We start from the raw sequence: 19,701 nt of genomic DNA on the forward strand, positions 1-19,701 counted from the left end.
ACGAACGGCCCCCGCGATACCGCGGGGGCCGTTTCTTGTCGTCGGGCGGTGGGGCCGCTAGCGCAGTTCGCCCGGCAGGCGGGCCGGCGGCGGTGCGTACGTCATCGGCACGCTCACCCGCCCGGCCGGCTTGATCGCGTCCGGCGCGTCGACCGGCAGGTTCAGCCGCGAGCGGGACAGGTCGATGTCCACAGTCGCCCCGGAGCTGCGCCCGCCGAACCGGAGCTGGTCGGACAGCAGCAGCGACAGCCCGAGCTGGTGCCCGGAGCGGATGAGCTGGTCGGTACCCATCAGCGTGATCGTCACCTCGGTCCACTCGCCGACCGGCAGCGGCGTCCTGCTGCTGAGCGAGGTGCGGTGCTCGGCGCTCTGCCAGCCCCGCCCGAACACCGCGTACGCGGCGTTCTTGGTGGTCGCCGGCCGGTTGGCGTAGCAGCCGTCGTCGGTGGCGATCTTGCCGCCGAAGCAGGACTCGCCGCTGCCGGAGCTGATCCCGGCGAACACCTTGCGGTTGCCGTAGTCGACCAGCCGGGCCACGAGCGGCGTCTGCGGCTTGTTCGACTTGATCGTCAGGGTGACCGTCGGGAACCCGCTCACCCGGACGTTCTTCGCGACCGGCGCGGAGAGGAAGAGCTGCCGGTACGGCTGCTTGCTGTTCGGCGAGCCGGACACCTGGTCCTCGGAGCTGAGCGACTGGTCCTTGATCGTCACCGTGCCGGTGCCCGTCGCGCCGCCGTCGAGGCCGCCGGTGGTCAGCCCGATCCGGGCGTCGGCGGCGACCGGCCAGGCCGGGTCCTGCTGCCAGGTCTCGTTCTCGAACTCGACGTCGGACAGCGGCTTCTTCATCACGTCGTTCGGCAGGCCCATCAGCCAGTGGTCGAACCACTCGTGCAGCTGCTTGACCCACTCGGTGCGGCGGTAGTCGAACGGGTCGGCGTGGTCGGACCGGGCCAGCCAGATCTTGCGCGGGACGTTCTGCTGCGCGAGCCCCTTCCACCACTTGCTGAAGTTGATCGGCATGACGTTCATGTCCTCCTGGCCGTGGATCACGAACACCGAGGAGCGCACCTTGGCGACGTCCTTGATGTGGTCCCGCTCGGCCCAGAAGTTGTTGTAGTTGCCGGTCGAGTCGTCGGCGGCGGTATTGAGCTTGGCCTGGATCGGCCCGCACACGCCCTGGTTGTTGCCGACGGTCTTGCCGAGGCCCGCCATGTACTGGCTCTTGGTGGTCAGGCCCTCGTACCGGTTGTAGTAGTACCAGGACGAGATCGCCACGATCGGCACGATCGTGCGCAGCCCGACCACACCGGTGGCGGCGGCGCCGTTGGGGATCGTCCCGTCGTACGACTTGCCGATCATGCCGACCGACCCCGTGGACCAGTCGGCCTTCGCCGCGGCGCCGCCGTTGACGTACGAGGCGGTGTTGCGGCCGTTGAGCCAGTCCACCACCAGCGTCGCCGAGGCCACGTCGTTGCGCCCGCCGACGTCGCCGCAGCCGGTGGAGCGCGCGGTGCCGACGAGGTCGAGGGCGGCGACGGCGTACCCGTGCTCGACGAAGTAGTTGTCGTAGAACTGCGGCATGTGGGTGTGCACGCCGTCGTTGCCGTACTTCTTCTTCTCCGAGTCCGAGCCCCGGCCGCAGCAGGCGTAGTACGGCGACGGGTCGATGATCACCGGGATCTTGATCCCGGCCCGCGCGGCCTCGGCCGGCCGGACGATGTCCACGACGATCACGTCGTTCTTCCCGTTGCCGTCGCTGTCGATCTTCGTGTCGACGCGGACGGACTCGCGGATCGCCTTGCTGTAGTCGTACGTCTTCACGGTCTTGGTACCGCTGACGAACGGGCCGCTCACCGGCGGCGGCGGGGTGATGTCGGCGGTCTCCGCGGGCGCGGCGCCGGGCGGCGCGGCGGCGGTCGCGGGGACGGCGGTCAGGGCGGCGCCGAGCAGCGCCGCGGTAAGGCCGGCGGCCAGGCGGTGGCGGGTACGGGTGGCCCGGTGGGGGGCCGGCGCGAGGTACCGGGGGTGGGTGACCATGCCCGAGGATATGCACGTACGTCGATCGAAGGGAACCCTCCGGCGGCCCTCCATCCGCACCCGGCAACGCCCATCACCGCTGGTTGATCCGCCACCCGCGACAATCCACCCCATCCCGCATCAATCCCGCCACCACCCGGCCCCCGGGTCCCCGCCCGGATCCTTGGCCCGGATCTCCGCTGCCGAATCCCGGGACCTCGACCCCGGCGCCCTGGCTTTCCGGCCCAGCCCCGATCCCCGAGCGATGGCGATCGGGACGCGCCCGGAGCCCCCCGACGCTCCGATCTCCCCGACGCCCGACGCCCGACGCCCGACGCCCGACATCGGTTCCGGTGTCCGCCCTCTGCCCGGCCCCCGGTCCCCGGCCCTTGACGCCCGGCCCCGACGCCGGCCCCGGCGACCGGTGGTGGCGGTTGGGGTATGCCTGATCAGCCGGCGCGGTCGCGCGGTCGAAGGCAGAGCTGAAGTGGGTGCATTTCTGGCTGTGGGAACGATCAGAAACGCACCCACTTCCGTGGGAACCCCCCGGGTGCGCGCGAAGTGGCAAGGGGCCGGTGCACCGGGGCGGCGGACCAGGGCGTGCGGCCGGCTACGCGTGGCGCGGTCGGGCTGCGCGTGCACGGACGGGCTGGCGTGACGCGGCGGGCGCGGGCCGCGGCTGGCGTGACGTCGCGGGCGGGCAGTGGGCCCGCGGCAGGCATCGTGCGGCCGGCGCGGGCCGGAGTCGGGGGTGGTTCGCGGGTGCGGGTGACGTGGCCGGCGAGGCCGGGGGAGGCTGGCGGGGCGGGTGTTGCGGGTGGTGTGCGGGGTCAGGGCTTGGTGGGGCGGAGTTCCTCGCGGAGGTTCAGGCGGTGGCGGCGGCGGATCTCCGCCTCCTGGTAGTGGCGCTGCTCCTCGTCCGTCTGCGGGTTCAGCGGCGGTACCGGGCGGGGGCGGCGGGCGTCGTCGACCGCGACCATCACCAGGTGCGCGGTGGCGACCGTGGTCTGCGGGGCGGTGCTGTCCCACCGGTCGGCCCGGGCCACGACGGAGACCTCCATCGACGTCCGCCCGGCCCACGTGCACACGGCGTCGACGTGCAGGACGTCGCCGACCCGGACCGGTGCCAGGAACGCCACCTCGTCCATGAACGCCGTCACCGCCGGGCCCTCGCTGTGCCGGGCGGCCACCACGCCGGCGACGCTGTCCACGAGCTTGAGGATCTCGCCGCCGTGCACCGTACCGAGCAGGTTGGTGTCGTGGTCGTCCATGATCTGGGACAGCGTCAGCCGGGACTCGGACGGCGCCTTGCCGATCTCGATCGCGCCGCCCTGGCTGGCGCGGGCGTGGGCGTTGGTCGGGGCGACGGTCATGCTGATACTCCCTGGTCGAGCGGCGTCCGGTACGGGCGCTCTCCCATGATCGTGTGCCGGCGCCCCGCCGCGCCACCGAACGTGGCCCCCGCCACCCGTGACCGCGCCCACCCACGCCGCGCCCGCCATCCACCGCGGCCCGCCCGCGAGCCACCCGCACCGCGCCCGCAGCCCGACCGCGCCGGCCGCAGCCGAGCGGAGGCCGCACGGCGGCGTGCGGACCCGGCTACCCGGATCGGCCGATCGGGTGGGTCGGAACAGGACGCCGTGGTGGAAATCTCGCTGTATCGATGGAGACAGTCGGGGTGGAAGTGCCTATTGTGGAAATCGCACTTCGCAACGACCCGCGCCGATGCCCGCGCGGGTGTACAGCCGTCGCCACGTACCCGAGCGCGCACCGCCGGCCCGGCGGGACCGCGCGTGGCGTCCGCGCGCCGGACACCCGAGCGCGCGCCCGAGGGCGGCCCGCGGCAATTACGTAGAGTAGTCGCGTACTGACTGTAATGTCTGGATAGCGAAGTTCAGCCAGTAGCACCCGATAGCGTGTCGCCGTTACCGAGGGTGGTGGCGACCAACCAGGTATCCGCGTACCGGCCTGGCGCCCGATTACCGAGAGTTGCCCGATACGCGAATATTGTTGTAGCACGAGCGCGGTAGCACCGACCGGGGCTGGGGAGAGCCCCTCACTCGGAGCCACCGCCACCACCGACGTGACGAGCGAGAGGACACACCCAGGTGCGTACCTTCCGGAACCCGACGCCGTGCCACCGGCGATCGCTATCCGTTCGGCTCACCGCGGGCCCCGCGGCTCGTCCGTTGCCCACCCGTACCGACCGGCACCGGGTCGCGTAGGCCCACCGCCCCCACCGCACCCCCACCCGGCCCCGCGGCCCCCACGTCCGCGGCGGCCGGCGGATCGAACCCGCCGGATCGACTCCGCCCGCACCGCCATGCCCGGCGCCGCTCGGCGCCGCCCACCGTGGGACCCCCTGCTCTGCTCACCCCTCATCCCGCGCCGCCCCACCGCGCCCTGCCGCGCGGTGGGCGCTCAGTGCGCGCTGGACGCGAACGGAGATATCCATGTCGACTTCCGCCGTGTACGCCACCATCCCGGTCGTCTCCGCCACCGGCACCGGCGGCACCACGCTGTCCGCCTTCCACGAGGCGCTGGTGCACGTCAACCTCGGCCACTACAACCTGATCCGGCTGTCCAGCGTCGTCCCGCCGCGGACCTCGGTCGACGCCAGCGGCGCCACGCCGGTCCCGGTCGGCCAGTGGGGCGACAAGATGTACTGCGTGTACGCCGCGCAGTGGGCCACCGAGACCGGCGAGGAGGCGTGGGCCGGCATCGGCTGGGTGCAGCGCAAGGACGGCAAGGGCGGCCTGTTCGTCGAGCACGAGGGCACCAGCGAGCGGTTCGTTCGCAGCGCCATCCTGACCAGCCTCGCCGACCTGGTCAGCGGCCGGGAGGACGAGTTCGAGGCGCCGGAGCTGACCGTCCGCGGCGCGGTCTGCGAGGGCAAGCCGCTGTGCGTGCTCGTCATCGCCCCGTACGAGGCGGCCTCCTGGGCCGGCGCCCGCTGAGCGCGGCGCGGGCCGGGCGGCCCGATCCGGTCAGGCCGCCCACTCGGCGAGGAGCGCCCGCTCGTCGTCCGGCGCCAGCCCGCACGGCCGCCCGCCGGACCCGTCACCCTGTGTGTCGGCCGCGGCCCCGGCCAGGCCGTCGCGGAGCGTGTCGGCCAGCGGCCGGGTGACCAGGCCCGCCGCCCGGGCCCGGGCGGTGTCCCGGTCGTTCATGCCGGCGTACGCCGGCTCCAGCCACAGCGGCAGCGACCGCGGCCCCGCCCACGGCTGCACCCCGCGCGCCGCCAGCCACTGCGCCGGCGCCGCCCGTACCGGTCCGGTGTGCCCGGCCACGTCCCGGGCGACGGCCAGGTGGTCGGCCAGCGGCAGCGCGTCCCCGGCCGCGTTGAACACCCCGGCCGTACCGGCGGCGGCCGCCGTCACCAGCCACGCCGCCAGGTCGCGCACGTCGATCACCTGCGTGCGCAGCCCCGGTACGTCCGGCACCAGCACCGCGCCGCCCGGCCCGGCGGGCCGGGCGAACCGCTCCGGGTAGTACGTCGTCCGGCCGCTCCGGTCGCCGGGCCCGCCGATCAGCCCGGCCCGGGCGATCAGGTGCCGCCCGGCGAACGCCGCCGCCACGTGCGCCTCGCCGGCGGACTTCGCCGCGCCGTACTCCACTGCCGACGCCATCGCGTCCCCGGCCAGCGGCGGCAGCACCGGCGCGGTCTCGTCGGTGCCGGGTGTGCGCTGGTCGGCGTACGCGGAGCAGGACGACACGTACCCGAAGTGCCCGGCCCGGCCGGCGAGCGCCGCGGCGGCCCGCCGGACGTGCCCCGGCTGCCGGGCGACGTCCACGACCGCGTCCCACTCGCCGGGTACGCCCTCCCACAGCGCCGGGTCGTCCCGGTCGCCCGCGACGAACCGCACGCCCGCCGGCGCCACCCCGGCCGTGCCGCGGGCGAGGCAGGTCACCGCGTACCCGCGGTCCACCGCCGCTGCCGCCACGTGCCGCCCGAGCCACGCCGTACCGCCGAGCACCAGCATCCGCATCCCCCGAGCCAACCCCGCCGCCCCCGGTTCCGCCACCGCTGTTCACAGTGGGCGAACACCGCAGCCGCCCGCGCCACCGCGCCGTCCCGCGCCACCCCGGCGGCGATCCGGCCGGCGGGCGGCCGCGGCGCGGTCGTCAGCGGCGCCAGGCGATGCGCCGCCGGGCGACCAGCTCGACCGTCAGCGCCACCGCCACCGTCTCCACCGCGAGCAGCCCGACCAGGACGAGCAACTGCGCCGCCCCCGCCTCGACCGGCGTGGCGCCGCCCAGCAGCACCCCCACGAACGCGCCGGGCAGCGTGACCAGCCCGACCGTCCGGGTCTGGTCCAGCGCCGGCAGCAGCGCCTCGGCCGCCCGCGGCCGGCACACCTCCAGCGCCGCGTGCCGGCCGGTCAGCCCGAGCGCCAGCGCCGCCTCGTACTCGCCGAACCGGTCCGCCAGCGCGTCCAGCGCCCGCCGCCCGGCCAGCGACGTCGCCGTCATCGTGCCGCCGATGAGGATGCCGGCGACCGGTACGACGGCGATCGGCGCCCGCGGCACCACCCCGGTGGCGAGCAGCACCCCCAGCACCGGCAGGGTGGCCGCGGCGAGCACCGCGCCGGTCCACGGCGCGGCCCGCAGACCGCCGACCCGGCGGGCGGAGGTGAGCGCGGCGACGCTGAGCATCAGCGCGACGAACAGCGCGGTCAGGCCGGCGGAGCGGAGCACGGCGACGACGACGAGCGAGACGGCGGCGAGCTGGGCGGCGGCGCGCAGGCAGGCGACCAGGATCTGCCGGCCGACGCCGAGCCGGGCGAGGGCGGCGCCGGCGGCGGTGAGCAGCGCGAGCGCGGCGAGGACCACGGCGTACGCCGGCCCCGGCGCGATCGTCCCCCCACCCACGCGGCCCACCCTAGCGGGGCGCGGTCAGCGGTCGAGGACCACGTACTCGTACTCGTCGTTGTCGATCAGGCCGTTGCCGTTGTGGTCGATGTACACGACCACCGAGATGTCGGTGTCCGGGCGCAGCGGCGGGGGCGTCTCGATCCAGTACGGATACGTGATCCGGGAGAAGAGGATCGCCTGCTGCTCGCTCGACACCGGCGCGAGCCGCCGCCCGGCGAAGTAGTTCTGCGCCGCGTCGGTCAGCACCAGGTCGCCGCTGCCCGCGGCGGTCTGCGCCATGCCGGTGCCCGGCCGCAGGAAGGGCACGTCGTCGACCCGGTCGCCGGCGGCCAGCCGGAAGATCGAGCCGTCGACCCACGCGCAGAGCTGGACGGCCCGCCCCGCGCCGGGCTTGGGCAGCCGGATCTCGAACGGCCCGGCCCCGATCGGCACCACGACGTCCCGGCGGTCCGCCCGGCCGGTGCCCCGGTCGCGGATCGGCAGCCGCCGGTCCTGCTGCCGGAACTCCAGCCCCAGCCACGGGGTGCGCAGCAGCGCGTCCACGGGCGCCGGGTCGGCCGTCGGCCGCGGCGGGTCCGGGCGGGCCCGGCGGCCCGACGCCCACCAGCCGACCGCGGTGGCGGCGAGCAGGCAGGCGGCCAGCGCGAAGGCCACCCGCCGGGTGGACCGCTCGGCCCACGCGGGCGGCCGGATCCAGTTGGCCAGCATGCCGGCGACCGCCGACAGCCCGGCCAGCGTGAGGCCGACGACGAACAGCGCCATCGGTCGAGTATCCCATGTGGAGCGACGGGCTCAGGCCACTTCGAGCCAGGACGGGTCGAGCGGCTCGGGATAGTGGCAGGCGGTGACCAGGTCCCGCGCGGTCGGGGTCAGCGTCGGCTCGATCGTCGCGCACCGCTCCTCCGACCGCCAGCAGCGGGTCCGGAACCGGCAGCCGGTCGGCGGGTCGATCGGGCTCGGCACGTCCCCGACCAGCCGGATCCGCGCCCGCGGCGGCGCCCCCCGCAGGCCGGACAGGTCCGGCGCCGCCGACAGCAGCGCCTGCGCGTAGGGGTGCATCGGCGACCCGTACAGCGACTCCCGCGTCCCCAGCTCGACCACCTTGCCGAGGTACATCACCGCGACCCGGTCGCAGAAGTGCCGGACCACCCCGAGGTCGTGGGCGATGAACACGAACGCGATGCCGAACTCCCGGCGCAGCTCGTCGAGCAGGTTCATCACCTGGGCCTGGATGGACACGTCCAGGGCGGACACCGGCTCGTCGGCGACGATCACCCTCGGCTTCACCGCGAGCGCCCGGGCGATGCCGATGCGCTGCCGCTGCCCGCCCGAGAACTCGTGCGGGTACCGGCCGTGGTGCTCCGGGTTCAGCCCGACGATCTCCAGCAGCTCCTGCACCCGGGCGGTCTCCCGGGACCGGTCGACGATGTGGTGCGCGCGCAGCGCGGTGGCGATGATCGTGCCGACGGTGTGCCGGGGGTTCAGCGACGAGAACGGGTCCTGGAAGATCAACTGGATCTCCTGCCGGTACGGCCGCAGCTTGCGCTGGCCGAGCCGGGCGATGTCCACGCCCCGGTACAGGATCTGCCCGCCGGTCGGCTCCAGCAGCCGGGCGATCAGCTTGGCGGTGGTGGACTTGCCGCAGCCGGACTCGCCGACCAGGCCGAGCGTCTCGCCCTCGCGCAGCGTGAACGACACCCCGTCGACCGCCTTGACCGTCCCGCCGCGCCGGCCGCCGCCGGCCGGGAAGTGCATCCGGACGTCGCGCAGGGCGAGCAGCGGCTCGCCGTCGACCCGCGGCACGCGGCGCCGGGCCCGGTGGTTCCTCGCGTACACGCTCATCGCGCGCTCCTCACGGCAGCCGGGGCAGGATGTCCTGCACGAAGATCAGTTCAGGGCGGGCGAGGTGGCAGCGGGACAGCCGCCCCGGCTCGCTGCTGCGCTGGGCCAGGGCGGGCACCTCGTCCGCGCACCGGCCGGCGGGCACCCGGTCGCGCATCGCGCAGCGCGGGTGGAACGCGCAGCCGCCGGGCAGGTCGGCCAGGCTGGGCGGCAGGCCGGGGATGGGCCGCAGCGGCACCGGGTCGCCGGACAGCGCCGGGATCGACTCCAACAGCCCCCACGCGTACGGGTGCAGCGGGCGGGCGAGGATCTGCTCGACGCTGCCGTACTCGACGGCCCGGCCGGCGTACATGACCAGGACGTCGTCGGCGATCTCGGCGACCACCCCGAGGTCGTGGGTGATGAACACGACGGCCGAGCCGAACTCCTGCTGGAGGTCGCTGATCAGGTCGAGGATCTGCGCCTGCACGGTCACGTCCAGCGCGGTGGTCGGCTCGTCGGCGATGAGCAGCTTCGGGTCGTTGACCAGCGCCATCGCGATCATCACCCGCTGCCGCATGCCCCCGGAGAACTGGTGCGGGTACTCGTCCAGCCGGCGGCCGGGGTTCGGGATGCCGACCCGGTCGAGCAGGTCCGCGGCCCGGGCCCGGGCGGCCCGCTTGCCGACCCGGTGGTGCGCCCGGTACGCCTCGACGATCTGGTCGCCGACGGTGAAGTACGGGTGCAGCGACGACAGCGGGTCCTGGAAGATCATCGATGCGCTGGACCCGCGGACCCGGCGCAGCTCCCGCTCGGGCGCGCCGACGATCTCCTCGCCGCCGAGCCGGATCGAGCCGCTGATCCGGGTCCGCTGCGCGTCGTGCAGGCCCATCACGGCCATGCTGGACACGCTCTTGCCGGAGCCGGACTCGCCGACGATCGCCAGCGTCCGGCCCAGCGGCACCGAGTAGCTCAGCCCGCGGACGGCCTGCACCACGCCGCCGGCGACGGGGAAGCCGACCCGCAGGTCCCGCACGGTCAGGTACGGATCGTCGAAGGCCATCTGCTCACCCCAGCCGGACGCGCGGATCGAGGACGGTGTACATCAGGTCGACCAGTAGGTTCAGCGTGACCAGCAGGATCGCCCCGACCAGCACACTGCCCATGATCACCGGCATGTCGTTCTGCGCGAACGCGTTCAGCGTTAGCGTGCCCAGGCCGGGCAGGCCGAAGATCCGCTCGGTGAAGAACGCGCCGGTGAGCTGCGCCGCCAGGTCGATGCCGAAGATCGTGGTGACCGGGCCGAGCGCCGCGCGCAGCCCGTGCCGGTACACCACCCGGCGCTCGCTGATCCCCTTGGACCGGGCGGTCCGGACGAAGTCCTCGCCCAGCGCCTCGATCATGGACGCCCGCGAGTACCGGGTGTACGCCGCCGCGTTGACCAGCCCCAGCGTGACCCAGGCGGCGAGCAGCCCGTTGAACCAGGCCAGCGGGCTGTCCAGCGGCGACGTCCAGCCGGACGGCGGCAGCACCCGGCCGGCGACGTACAGGGCGAGGATCAGCGCGACCACGAAGTACGGGATCGACGACAGCACCAGCGTGCCGGCGACGGTGACCCGGTCCAGTGTGGTGCCCCGCCGGCGGGCGGCGACGATCCCGTTGCAGACGCCCACCAGCAGGTACACCACGGCCGCGCCGAGCACGATCGAGAAGGTGACCGGTGCCGCGTCGGCGAGCAGCGTCGTCACCGGCTGGCCCAGCTTGTACGAGTAGCCCAGGCACGGCGGCCCGCACTCCACGGTCGTGCCGCCGCTGCTGATCGTCTGCCCGACGAAGATGCCCTTGACGTACTGGCCGAACTGCTGCATCACCGGGTCGTCCAGGTGCAGGCTGGCGGCGATCTCCGCCGCCCGCTCGGGCGGGCACTTCGCGCCGCAGACCGCGCCGACCGGGTCCTTCGGCGCGATGAAGAACAGCACGAAGCTGACCAGCAGGGTCACCAGCACCACCGCGGCGGCGCTGGCGACCCGGCGCAGCAGGTACCCCGCCACCGGCTACTTCTTGAGGAACATGTTGGGCAGGAACGGCATGCCCATCGTCGGGTCGGCCTCGCAGCCGCCGACGTTGGTGCCCTGCACGATGGCGGTCTTGTCGTAGTAGTGGGGGAGGAAGATGTACTTCTCCATGATCTCCTCGTCCAACTCCGCCCACTTCTTCTCGGACTCGTCGGCCGGGAGCTTGGTCAGCTTGTTGATCCGCTTGTCGAGCTTCTTCTCGGCCAGCATTCCCCAGCTCTGGCCCTCCTCGACGCTCTGCGAGCGGAACAGCACCGGGAACCAGCTCCCGCCGGTCGGCCAGTCCGAGCACCAGCCGGCCGGGCCCTGGCCCATGTTCACCGGCGCGGTGTAGTCGGACTTCTTCGCCCGCAGCTCGGCCGTGGCCACGCCGATCGGCTTGACCTTGAAGCCGGCCTTCTTCAGCGCGTCCGCCCGGACCTGGCTGACCTGCTGGGGCAGCGGCTGCTGGTTGTCGTAGTACCAGCTCAGCTCGAAACCGACCGCGTCCGCCTCCTCCAACATCCTGCGGGCGCCGTCGGGGTCGCCCTGGCCGATGCCGTCCAGGTCCTCGACGGGGGTGTACTTCTCGTACCCCGGCACGCTCGGCGGCAGCACCGTCGAGGACCGCTCGGCCGTCAGGTCGGTGAGCCCGGACGTCTTGCGCACCTGGTCGTACGGGTACGCCCGGGCGATGGCCCTGCGCACCGCCAGCGGCACCTTCCGGCTGTCGATCTGGACGCCGATGTTGCACGGGCTGTCGCCCTTGACCAACTGCGCCGACCGCGCCCCGGTCACCTCGGCCAGCACCTGCGCGTCGGCCTTGGTGTAGCTGACGCCGTTGCTGTCGTCGCCGTTGCTGGCCAGGAGCTGCTTCTGCGTCTTCACCGCGTCCTGGCCCCAGCGGAACCGCCAGCCGTCGACGTACTGGTGCCGGACCGGGTCGGAGTTGGCGTCCCACTGGTCGTTGCGGGCCAGCGTCAGCTCGGAGCCGGGCGTGTACTTGTCGAACTTGTACGGGCCGGTGGCCAGCGGCTTGTTCTTGTACTCCTGCTTGCTGTCCTTCGCCTCCGGGATCGGCGTGAACATCGGGAAGGAGAGGTAGAACGGCAGGTCCGAGAACGCCTTGCCCAGCTTGATGACCAGCTTGTCGCCGTCCACCTCGACGCCCTTGTACTCGGCCCCGCGCTCCTTGTACGGGCCCTTGTAGGACTTGCCGTCCTTGAAGAACGACATCTGGTACGTCGGCCCGGTGGGGTAGATGTCGTGCGCGAAGGACCGCTTGATCGCGTACGCCAGGTCCTCGACCCTGATCGGGCTGCCGTCCTCGTACTTGCCGCCCCTGAAGGTGAACGTCCACGTCTTCTTGTCGTCGGAGACCTCGCCGACGTCGGTCAGGTCCGGCACCAGCACCGGCTTGCCGGCCCGGATGTCGAACTGCGTCGGCGTCCGGAACAGCAGCTTGCCGATCTCGTTGCTGTCCACCGCGTAGATCGCCGTCGGGTCGAACGTCTCCGGCGGCGTCTGCCCGTACACGGTCAGGATGCCGCCCTTGCGGGCGCCGGGGATCTCCCGCGCCGGGCCCTTGGCGTCGGGGTCGACGCTGTTGGTCTGGACGCCGATCTGCGGCGGCGCCGAGGTGGCCGGGTTCGCGCCGCTCGGCGGCCGCTGCACGCCGCAGCCCGCCGCGCCCAGCGCGGTCGCGGCGACCGCCGCGACGGTGACGTTCCAACGCTTCACGACAACTCCCATTCCGGGTGGTTCACCTGCGGGTCTTCGGGTCGAACGCGTCCCGCACCGCGTCGCCGAGCAGGCTCAGCGCGAGGACGAGGGCGGTGACGCTCAGCACCGGCAGCCACAGGTAGTGCGGTACCGCCTCGTACGAGCTGACGGCGGCCGAGATGGTGACGCCCCACGAGGGGGTGGGTTCGGTGAGCCCGACGCCGAGGAAGGTCAGGCCGGCCTCGGCGACGATGTAGCCGGGCAGGGCCATCGAGATGGAGATGACGATCGGCGCGACCAGGTTCGGCAGCAGCTCGCGCGCCAGCACCCGGTACGTCGGCACGCCGAGCACCCGGGCCGCCGCGATGAACTCGCGCTCGCGCAGCGACAGCACCTCGCCGCGGATCAGCCGGGCCAGGCTGGCCCAGCCGAACACCGACAGGACGAGGATCAGCGAGTAGAACCGGATCTCCGAGACCACCTCGGGGGCGGCGTCGTCCGGGGTCAGGCCCAGCACCGCCATCAGGGTGGCCGGGGTGGCGATGGCGAACAGCAGGTACGGCAGGCTGAGCAGCAGGTCCATCACCCAGGACAGCACCCGGTCCACCCAGCCGCCGACGAAGCCGGAGACCAGGCCGACGGTCACCCCGACCACCGCGCTGACCGCGGTGGCGATCGCGGCGACGAGCAGCGACGGGCGGGCCCCGTACGCCCACCGGGCGAACAGGTCCCGGCCGAGCCGCGGCTCGACCCCGAACCAGTGCTCCGGCGTCATCCCGACCAGCGGCAGGCTGGTGGCCTCGTCGATGAGGTCGAAGTGCGGGTCGAACGGGTTCTGCCCCGACCAGCCCGCGAGCACCGGCGCGAACACCGCCACCAGGACGAAGAACAGCACGACGGCCAGGCAGGCCATCGCGGTCCGGTCCCGGCGGAGGCGGCGCAGCGCGATCCGCGTCGGCGAGCCCGTATCGGGCGGCCGCGGGCGTGGTGGCGCTTCCGGCTCCACCCCGTACCTCCCTCGAACCCGGCGCCACGGACAGTGAGCGCGAGATGTCTTCGCGTACTGCGATGAACCTCACGCTAGCGTCCTGTAGACGATCTTCGATATAGCTGGATAGCGATCTTTACCGATCCGCGTCGCCGGCGCCCGCACCCTTCGGCCCGAACCGGGCAACCGAGTGGCTGGCCTGCGCGAACGCGGCTGTTACGGGTGGCGCCGGTGGGGCGGATCGGTTGCTCGCGCACCCCTGGCACGCGCGGTGCGGCCGCGCGGTTCAATGATGTTTGTCGATTCCGGGAAAGCCGCGCGGGGTACGGGGGGTGCGCGTAGCGTCGCGTTCGGTGGACCTGCGGGGAGGCGGCCATGTTCGTTCAGTTGATCATCGGACGGGTCGCGGACGCCGACGCGCTGCGGTCGGCCCTCGCGCGCTGGCGGACCGACCTGGCCCCCGGCGCGACCGGCTGGCTGGGCACGACCGCGGGCCTGACCGACGACGGTACGTTCGTCTGCCTCGCCCGGTTCTCGTCGCCGGCCGCGGCCCGGCAGAGCAGCGACCGGGTCGACCAGCACCAGTGGTGGATGAGTACGGCCAAGACCCTCCACGCCGAGCCGGCCTTCCACGACTGCGACCGGCCGCTCACCCTGCTCGGCGGGGCCAGCGAGCGGGCCGGGTTCGTCCAGGTCGTCGAGGGGCGCACGGCCGCGCCGGAGCGGCTGCGCGAGCTGCTGGACCACACCAGCGAGCAGCTCGGCGCGCTGCGCCCGGACCTGATCGGCGGCGTCGTCACCGTCACCGACGACGGGACCGTGCACCGGGTGAACTACTTCACCTCGGAGGTGGACGCCCGGCTCGGCGAGCGCAAGCCGGAGCCGCCGGGGCTGCGGGCCCAGCGGGCGCGGCACGACGAGCTGGTCAGCACCGACCGGTACCTGGACCTCACCGACCCCTGGCACCTCGCCCCGGCACTCACCTAGCGCCGGCCCCGCGGGTCAGGTCGCGGCGGACCAGTCCGCGCGGGTCAGGCGGTACTCGACCTCGCCCTGCTCCGTACCCGGCAGCGGGTCGGCGAACGTCCGGTGGTGGGTGGCCACGTGGCGGAAGCCGAGCCGCCGCAGCACCGCCCGGGACCGGTCGTTGACCGCCATCGTCTCGGCCCACACCGCGGCCGTCGCCGGGTCGGCGAAGGCGTGCGCCAGCAGCGCCCGGCCGCACTCGGTGGCGTAGCCGCGGCCGCGGGCGGCCGGGGTCAGCCGGTACCCCAGTTCCAGCTCGCCGGGCCGGGCCGGGTCGGGGCGCAGCTCGCCCCAGCCGGCGAACGCGCCGCCGGCCTCGATCGCCCAGTAGCCGAACCCGGTGCCGTCGTATCCGCGCATCCGCGGCAGCACCGCGGCGGCGACCCGGGCGGCGTCCGGCGGGTCGGCGGCGATGTACCGGCGGACGGCGGCGTCGGCGTCGAGCGCGGCCAGGTCGGCGGCGTCGGCGTCGGTCAGCCGGCGCAGCCGCAGCCGCGGGGTCGCGATCTCGTCCACCCGCCGAGCCTCCCACCCCCGCCGTCGGACCGCGACGGGAAATCCGCGCCGGCCCGGCCCGGACCACGGCACCGGTCCGGGCGCCGCGGCCCGGGAGCGGAGCGGCCGCGGGGCGGGTCCGGGGACCCGGACCCGCCCCGCGCTACCTCGTCGACTCAGTTGTCGGCCAGGCGGAACGTCACCTCGCTGCCGGCGGGGTCCACCCGCAGCTTGGTGCCCGCCGGCGGCCGCAGCGTGTAGTCGCTGTCCGTGGACAGGACCACGATGCCCAGCCGCCGCCCGCTGGCGATCGCCCGGTCCTGCGGCTCCAGGTCGAACGTCACCGTGACCGCCTTGCCCGGCGTCAGCGGCGTGCCCTTCTCCAGGCTCGTCGCGTTCTGCGGGTCGGCCCAGCCGCGGGTGATGTGGGTGGCGTTGCCGCTGCTGTCGTACGACGCCAGCGCCACTGTCAGGTTGGCCGCGGTCTTGTTCTCCACCGCGACGTTCAGCTTCACCCGGACCGTGCCGGTGATCCGCTTGTTCCCGCTGACCGGCTCGGTCAGGTAGATCAGCCGGCCGCCCTTGGCCGCGTTGCCGCCGCCGATCAGCGTCCCGACCTTGGCGCTGCGGCCCTCGTCGGTGAACGACTGCGGGGTCGTGCCGGCCGGGGCGCCGGCGGTCAGCGTGCCGGGGTTCGTCGCGTCCTTGGCGCCGAGCTGGTACGTGACCTCCTTGGCGGCCGGGTCCGGCCAGTCCGCGAACTTCTTCCAGGTGCCGTCGACGTCCACGTCGGCCTTGGGCTCGCGGTCCACGCCGTTGTCGACGCCCTTGAGGTACTTGTCCCACCAGCGGGTCAGGAGCTGGTTGTAGCCGGGGAAGCTGCTGCCGGTGCCGTGGCCGCCGCGGTGCAGCAGGATCCGGCGCGGCTTGTTGGCCTTGGCCAGCGCCCGGTACCACTTGGCGTAGTGGGCGCCCTTGACGTTCCAGTCGCCCATCCCGTGCACGACCAGCACCGCGGCCTTGACCTTGTCGACCTTGTCGACGTACGCGCGGTCCTTCCAGAACTGCGTGTAGTCGCCGTGCTCGCGGCCCTGCTGCTGGGTCAGCTTGTTGATCTGGCCGGCGCAGCTACCGCCCTTCTTGACCACGGCCTTGGCCAGCACGTCCGCGTCCTCGCCCTGGTAGCCGCCGGGGGCGACGACCAGGCCGTTGGCCCGGTAGTAGTCGTACCAGTCGGCGATCGCGGCGACCGGGATGATCGCGGCGAGGCCCTCGACGCCGGTGGCGGCGACCATGTTCGGCAGCGTCCCGTTGTACGAGACGCCGGTCATGCCGACCTTGCCGGTGGCCCAGTCCGCCCGGACCTCCTGGCCGCTGGAGTTGTAGCCCTTCGCCCGGCCGTTGAGCCAGTCGACGATGGCGACGCCGCCGAGCGCCTCCTGCATGTCGCCGGAGGTCGGGCAGCCGTCGCTGCCGGAGGTGCCGATGCTCTGCCCGGCGATGGTGGCGTACCCGTCGGCGAGCAGCTCGTCGAACATGTAGCCGCGCAGGTTGCTCTTGCGGATCGGCTTGGGCTCGCGCGGGATGGCCCCGTCGGTGAACGACGTGCTCTCCTGCGGCAGCTTGTTCACGTCGACGTTGTGGTTGGGGGCCTGGTTGAGGCCGTCCTTGTACGGGGTGTGCTCCAGGATCGCCGGCACCTTGCCGCTGGAGGGGCGGTTGATGTCGATGGCGACGCGGTCCTTGCGACCGTTGCCGTCGCTGTCGACCTGCGTCTCGACGTACACGCGCTCGGCGATGTACGGCGCGGCGGCGGTGCGGTGTGCGGGTGCGGCGGCGAGGGCGGCCGCGGGGACCAGTGCCGCCGCCAGCGCGCCGACTGCGGTCAGCGCGAGGGGCGAGCGCCCGAGTCCGGCCATGGGAAGGTGCTCCCTTCGTGGCGCCCCGCAGGGGTGGTCGGGGCGGCGGGGGTTGGGTGTGCGTGCTGCTGATGCGGTGGCGGGCGCGTGGGGTGGCCGCGGCCGCCGGATGGCAGACATTCACAGTCGTCGTTACATGTGGGGGAAGGTTGTCATGAACCGGCGGCCAGGTCCATAGGCGATCGCCACCGACTCCGGGCTTTGTCCCGGTTGTGCGGATTTGCGTTTCGGAATGGGCGAACCGGGTCCGGCAATCCGGGCCCCGGGTGCTCCGAGCTGGGCTCGCGTGGCCGGATAGTGACGACTATCACAGCCCCCAATGGCCGGATTCCGGCCCGCCGAGTGGCGTACGGACCCGCGATCGCGCGGGCCGCGGTAAAGTCAGTCCTTTTCGGACGGTTGCCGTACGTGGCCGGCCCCGCCGCGCTCCCCGCCCGGAGTCGCGGGGCTACGCCTCGTGTTCGCGGCATAGCAGCCGGTGGGGTGCCCGTGCGGGTGGCGCGGCCCCCTCGGACGGGCGGTCCCGGGTGACCGCCGACGGTAACGCTCCGTAGGGGGTGGTATGGACCCTCGAATGGGTTACGCAGTGACACGTTGTGCTGGTGTGCACTAGTCAACCGTCGGATTTCTGACAGTTACCTAGCCAACCGGACAACAGCTTGTAATCTAGCTCACACCGTAAACACATCTTTCGATGGAGGTAGCGCCGCGTGTCCAAAGCAGACAGTATGCGGTGGGATACGCAGCGATGACGGAAGATCGTTATTTCCGGCCGGTCATGCATCGGACGACCCGGAAGGAGGCCCAGCGCAGACCCGGCTGGGGCTGAAGCCGGCGGGGCGAGCGGGACCTGGCGGATCGCTCGGCCACTGGATGGCACCCTCTCCCCGACCATGACGGTCGCAGTGGTCGCCCGGCGTGCTCCCGTGCATGTCGGGGCGCCGACGTGCGGCGCTCGGCGGAATCCGCGAGCGCGCACAGACCCGCGAAACGGAAGTCAATGAGTGAAACCACGGTCGCCGTCCTCCTGGACCGCCTCCACCGCTGCCAGGTGGACGAACGTCGCCGGATCGCCCGCGAGCTGCACGACGTCATCGCGCCGACGCTCGCGGTGGTCCTGCACGACCTGGAACTGTTCGGGGCCCTCCGGCACACCTCGCCGGCGCGCGCCGAGGCCAAGTTGGAGGCCGCCGCCGCCCACCTGCGCGCGGCGCTCGACCAGCTCCGCGGCGTGACCGCCGCGCTGCGCCGCGAGCCCGGCAGCGGCGCGCTCGGCGACGAGCTGCGGCTGTACCTCGAGGCCGCCGGCTTCACCGCGCCCACCCGGCTGCACGTACCCGACGTCGAACCGCCGCTGCCCCGGGCGATCCGGGGCGAGCTGTACCTGATCCTGCGCGAGGCGCTGCGCAACGCTCACCGGCACGGGCGACCCACCGTCGTGGACATCGCCATCGGAGTGGTGGGCAATCGGGTGACGGCCAGCGTGCGCGACGACGGCGTCGGCTTTACCGTGGACGACCCGCCCTCCACCGGCATCGGCCTGCTGTCGATGCGCGAGCGTGCCGCCGCCTGCGGCGGCACGGTGGTGTTCCGGCGCCGGGAGAGCGGGGGCACGGAGGTGGCGGTCGAGATACCGCTCGGCGAGGAGGAGGAATGAGCACGGCGCTCGCCGGTGCGACCGAGGGCCACCCGGTGACGGACTGGCTGCGCCTCATGCTCGTCGACGACCACACGCTGTTCCGCGAGGGCCTGGCCGAGCTGCTGATGATCGAGGCGGACATCCGGGTCGTGGCGCAGGCCGCCGACAGCGAGACCGCGGTCCGGCTCGCCGCCGCCGCCCGGCCGGACGCGGTGCTGCTGGACGTCGAGATGCCGTACGCGCCGGTACAGGAGACCATCGGCCGGCTGCAGGAGGTGTGCCCGGCGGCCCGGGTGCTGATCCTGACCATGCACGACGACCCGCTGCTGGCCAACCAGGTGATCGAGGCCGGCGCGCACGGGCTGCTGGCCAAGACGATCACCCGGCAGCAGCTCGTGCACGCGCTGCGCGCCGTCGCGTACCGGGACGAGCTGGTGCCGCCGCCGATGCGCCGCCCCGGCGACACCGGCCCGCCGCCGACCGTGCTCAGCCCGCGCGAGCGGCAGGTGCTGGAGCTGGCCGGGCAGGCGCTCAGCAACGCCCAGATCGGCGCCCGGCTGTTCATCACCGAGGGCACGGTCAAGCGTCACCTGACCAACATCTACGCCAAGCTCGGCGCGGTCTCCCGGCTCGACGCGGTGAACAAGGCCGCGGCCCTGCGCTGGATCCGCCCGCGTGTCCCCTGACCCGCCCGCCGCCGCCCCCGGCCGGCCGGGCGGTGCGCTAGCGTCGGCCCGGTGAAGCTCGTACTGGACCTGCACGACGTCTTCAACCGCGGCCAGGAGATCGACCGCGCGCTGCGCGGCATCATCGACGAGGCCGTGGCGAAGAAGGCGCCGCTTGTCGAGATCATCCCCGGCAAGGGCTCCGGCCAGCTCAAGAAGCGCGTGCTGCGGTTCCTGGAGCAGAAGGAGATCAAGGCCCTGTACCACCGGGTCGAGAAGGATTCGAAGAACTTCGGGCGGGTTTTCGTCCACTTCCGCTGGCGCTGACGTTTCGCCCGGGTAGCGGCGCAATGGGACAAACGGCTCGGCGGTCGTGCGCGCCCGGCCGTACGTTTGGCAGCATGACACTCCGCGACCGACGCCGGGCGACACCGGCTCGCGTGCCGCGCGTCGCACCCACCCCGGCCCGCGCAGCGCGCCG

General features: G+C 73.3%; 17 protein-coding genes. 5 read left to right on the top strand and 12 right to left on the bottom strand.

What is annotated here, in order from left to right:
• Window positions 1-57: 57 nt before the first annotated feature.
• A complete protein-coding gene (locus IEY94_RS14855) occupies window positions 58-2,037 on the bottom strand; it encodes a CocE/NonD family hydrolase (protein ID WP_189170770.1) in 1,980 nt (659 codons plus the stop codon).
• Between the two features lie 809 nt (window positions 2,038-2,846).
• Window positions 2,847-3,389 carry an acyl-CoA thioesterase gene (locus IEY94_RS14860; RefSeq protein ID WP_189170771.1) on the bottom strand — a complete coding sequence of 181 codons (543 nt, stop codon included), beginning with the start codon at window positions 3,387-3,389 and terminating at the stop codon, window positions 2,847-2,849.
• A 1,080-nt stretch (window positions 3,390-4,469) separates the two neighbouring features.
• Here IEY94_RS14860 and IEY94_RS14865 point away from each other — a divergent pair.
• Window positions 4,470-4,973: a pyruvoyl-dependent arginine decarboxylase gene (locus tag IEY94_RS14865; RefSeq protein ID WP_189170772.1), complete on the top strand. Its 504-nt coding sequence runs from the start codon at window positions 4,470-4,472 to the stop codon at window positions 4,971-4,973.
• A gap of 30 nt (window positions 4,974-5,003) precedes the next feature.
• Here IEY94_RS14865 and IEY94_RS14870 read toward each other — a convergent pair whose 3' ends face one another.
• The 8 genes from IEY94_RS14870 to IEY94_RS14905 form a co-directional block, all read right to left on the bottom strand.
• Window positions 5,004-6,005 carry an NAD-dependent epimerase/dehydratase family protein gene (locus tag IEY94_RS14870; RefSeq protein ID WP_189170773.1) on the bottom strand — a complete coding sequence of 334 codons (1,002 nt, stop codon included), beginning with the start codon at window positions 6,003-6,005 and terminating at the stop codon, window positions 5,004-5,006.
• Window positions 6,006-6,141: 136 nt separating this feature from the next.
• Complete coding sequence (locus IEY94_RS14875) at window positions 6,142-6,888, bottom strand: ABC transporter permease (protein WP_189170774.1); 747 nt, start codon at window positions 6,886-6,888, stop codon at window positions 6,142-6,144.
• Window positions 6,889-6,912: 24 nt separating this feature from the next.
• Window positions 6,913-7,653 carry a hypothetical protein gene (locus tag IEY94_RS14880; protein ID WP_189170775.1) on the bottom strand — a complete coding sequence of 247 codons (741 nt, stop codon included), beginning with the start codon at window positions 7,651-7,653 and terminating at the stop codon, window positions 6,913-6,915.
• Between the two features lie 30 nt (window positions 7,654-7,683).
• The gene (locus IEY94_RS14885; RefSeq protein ID WP_306341607.1) at window positions 7,684-8,733 is read right to left on the bottom strand and encodes an ABC transporter ATP-binding protein; all 1,050 of its coding nucleotides are present in this window, start codon (window positions 8,731-8,733) and stop codon (window positions 7,684-7,686) included.
• Between the two features lie 10 nt (window positions 8,734-8,743).
• Entirely contained in the window at window positions 8,744-9,775 is a 1,032-nt protein-coding gene (locus tag IEY94_RS14890) for an ABC transporter ATP-binding protein (protein WP_189170776.1), read from the bottom strand.
• Window positions 9,776-9,779: 4 nt separating this feature from the next.
• On the bottom strand, window positions 9,780-10,763 hold the full coding sequence (locus tag IEY94_RS14895) for an ABC transporter permease (protein WP_189170777.1): 984 nt from the start codon (window positions 10,761-10,763) through the stop codon (window positions 9,780-9,782).
• 3 nt (window positions 10,764-10,766) lie between these two features.
• Entirely contained in the window at window positions 10,767-12,506 is a 1,740-nt protein-coding gene (locus tag IEY94_RS14900) for an ABC transporter substrate-binding protein (protein WP_189170778.1), read from the bottom strand.
• Window positions 12,507-12,528: 22 nt separating this feature from the next.
• Complete coding sequence (locus tag IEY94_RS14905) at window positions 12,529-13,494, bottom strand: ABC transporter permease (RefSeq protein ID WP_229783921.1); 966 nt, start codon at window positions 13,492-13,494, stop codon at window positions 12,529-12,531.
• A 357-nt stretch (window positions 13,495-13,851) separates the two neighbouring features.
• On the opposite strand from IEY94_RS14905, the gene IEY94_RS14910 reads away from it, so the two are divergent.
• Window positions 13,852-14,463: a hypothetical protein gene (locus tag IEY94_RS14910; protein WP_189170779.1), complete on the top strand. Its 612-nt coding sequence runs from the start codon at window positions 13,852-13,854 to the stop codon at window positions 14,461-14,463.
• Window positions 14,464-14,478: 15 nt separating this feature from the next.
• Here IEY94_RS14910 and IEY94_RS14915 read toward each other — a convergent pair whose 3' ends face one another.
• Together IEY94_RS14915 and IEY94_RS14920 are read right to left on the bottom strand one after the other, a co-directional pair.
• Window positions 14,479-15,018, bottom strand: coding sequence for a GNAT family N-acetyltransferase (locus IEY94_RS14915; protein ID WP_189170780.1), 540 nt, complete (start codon window positions 15,016-15,018; stop codon window positions 14,479-14,481).
• Between the two features lie 155 nt (window positions 15,019-15,173).
• On the bottom strand, window positions 15,174-16,916 hold the full coding sequence (locus IEY94_RS14920) for a CocE/NonD family hydrolase (protein WP_189170781.1): 1,743 nt from the start codon (window positions 16,914-16,916) through the stop codon (window positions 15,174-15,176).
• A gap of 1,000 nt (window positions 16,917-17,916) precedes the next feature.
• Between IEY94_RS14920 and IEY94_RS14925 the strand changes: the two genes are divergently transcribed.
• Genes IEY94_RS14925 through IEY94_RS14935 form a run of 3 tightly spaced genes read left to right on the top strand, consistent with a single transcriptional unit; the run spans window position 17,917 to window position 19,547 of the window.
• Window positions 17,917-18,573 carry a sensor histidine kinase gene (locus tag IEY94_RS14925; RefSeq protein WP_189170782.1) on the top strand — a complete coding sequence of 219 codons (657 nt, stop codon included), beginning with the start codon at window positions 17,917-17,919 and terminating at the stop codon, window positions 18,571-18,573.
• Window positions 18,570-19,241 carry a response regulator transcription factor gene (locus IEY94_RS14930; RefSeq protein WP_189170783.1) on the top strand — a complete coding sequence of 224 codons (672 nt, stop codon included), beginning with the start codon at window positions 18,570-18,572 and terminating at the stop codon, window positions 19,239-19,241. Before IEY94_RS14925 ends, IEY94_RS14930 begins: the two co-directional genes overlap by 4 nt.
• A gap of 51 nt (window positions 19,242-19,292) precedes the next feature.
• Window positions 19,293-19,547: a Smr/MutS family protein gene (locus IEY94_RS14935; protein ID WP_189170784.1), complete on the top strand. Its 255-nt coding sequence runs from the start codon at window positions 19,293-19,295 to the stop codon at window positions 19,545-19,547.
• The last annotated feature ends 154 nt before the right edge of the window (window positions 19,548-19,701 follow it).

Source organism: Pilimelia anulata (genome assembly GCF_014647895.1).
GTDB classification, from domain to species: Bacteria; Actinomycetota; Actinomycetes; order Mycobacteriales; family Micromonosporaceae; genus Pilimelia; species Pilimelia anulata.

Bases quoted from the DNA above. Each gene is read 5' to 3' on its own strand.
- IEY94_RS14870 (WP_189170773.1), bottom strand. From the start codon at position 6,005: ATGCGGATGCTGGTGCTCGGCGGTACGGCGTGGCTCGGGCGGCACGTG.
- IEY94_RS14920 (WP_189170781.1), bottom strand. From the start codon at position 16,916: ATGGCCGGACTCGGGCGCTCGCCCCTCGCGCTGACCGCAGTCGGCGCG.
- IEY94_RS14865 (WP_189170772.1), top strand. From the start codon at position 4,470: ATGTCGACTTCCGCCGTGTACGCCACCATCCCGGTCGTCTCCGCCACC.
- IEY94_RS14880 (WP_189170775.1), bottom strand. From the start codon at position 7,653: ATGGCGCTGTTCGTCGTCGGCCTCACGCTGGCCGGGCTGTCGGCGGTC.
- IEY94_RS14930 (WP_189170783.1), top strand. From the start codon at position 18,570: ATGAGCACGGCGCTCGCCGGTGCGACCGAGGGCCACCCGGTGACGGAC.
- IEY94_RS14925 (WP_189170782.1), top strand. From the start codon at position 17,917: ATGAGTGAAACCACGGTCGCCGTCCTCCTGGACCGCCTCCACCGCTGC.
- IEY94_RS14910 (WP_189170779.1), top strand. From the start codon at position 13,852: ATGTTCGTTCAGTTGATCATCGGACGGGTCGCGGACGCCGACGCGCTG.
- IEY94_RS14890 (WP_189170776.1), bottom strand. From the start codon at position 9,775: ATGGCCTTCGACGATCCGTACCTGACCGTGCGGGACCTGCGGGTCGGC.
- IEY94_RS14885 (WP_306341607.1), bottom strand. From the start codon at position 8,733: ATGAGCGTGTACGCGAGGAACCACCGGGCCCGGCGCCGCGTGCCGCGG.
- IEY94_RS14860 (WP_189170771.1), bottom strand. From the start codon at position 3,389: ATGACCGTCGCCCCGACCAACGCCCACGCCCGCGCCAGCCAGGGCGGC.
- IEY94_RS14855 (WP_189170770.1), bottom strand. From the start codon at position 2,037: ATGGTCACCCACCCCCGGTACCTCGCGCCGGCCCCCCACCGGGCCACC.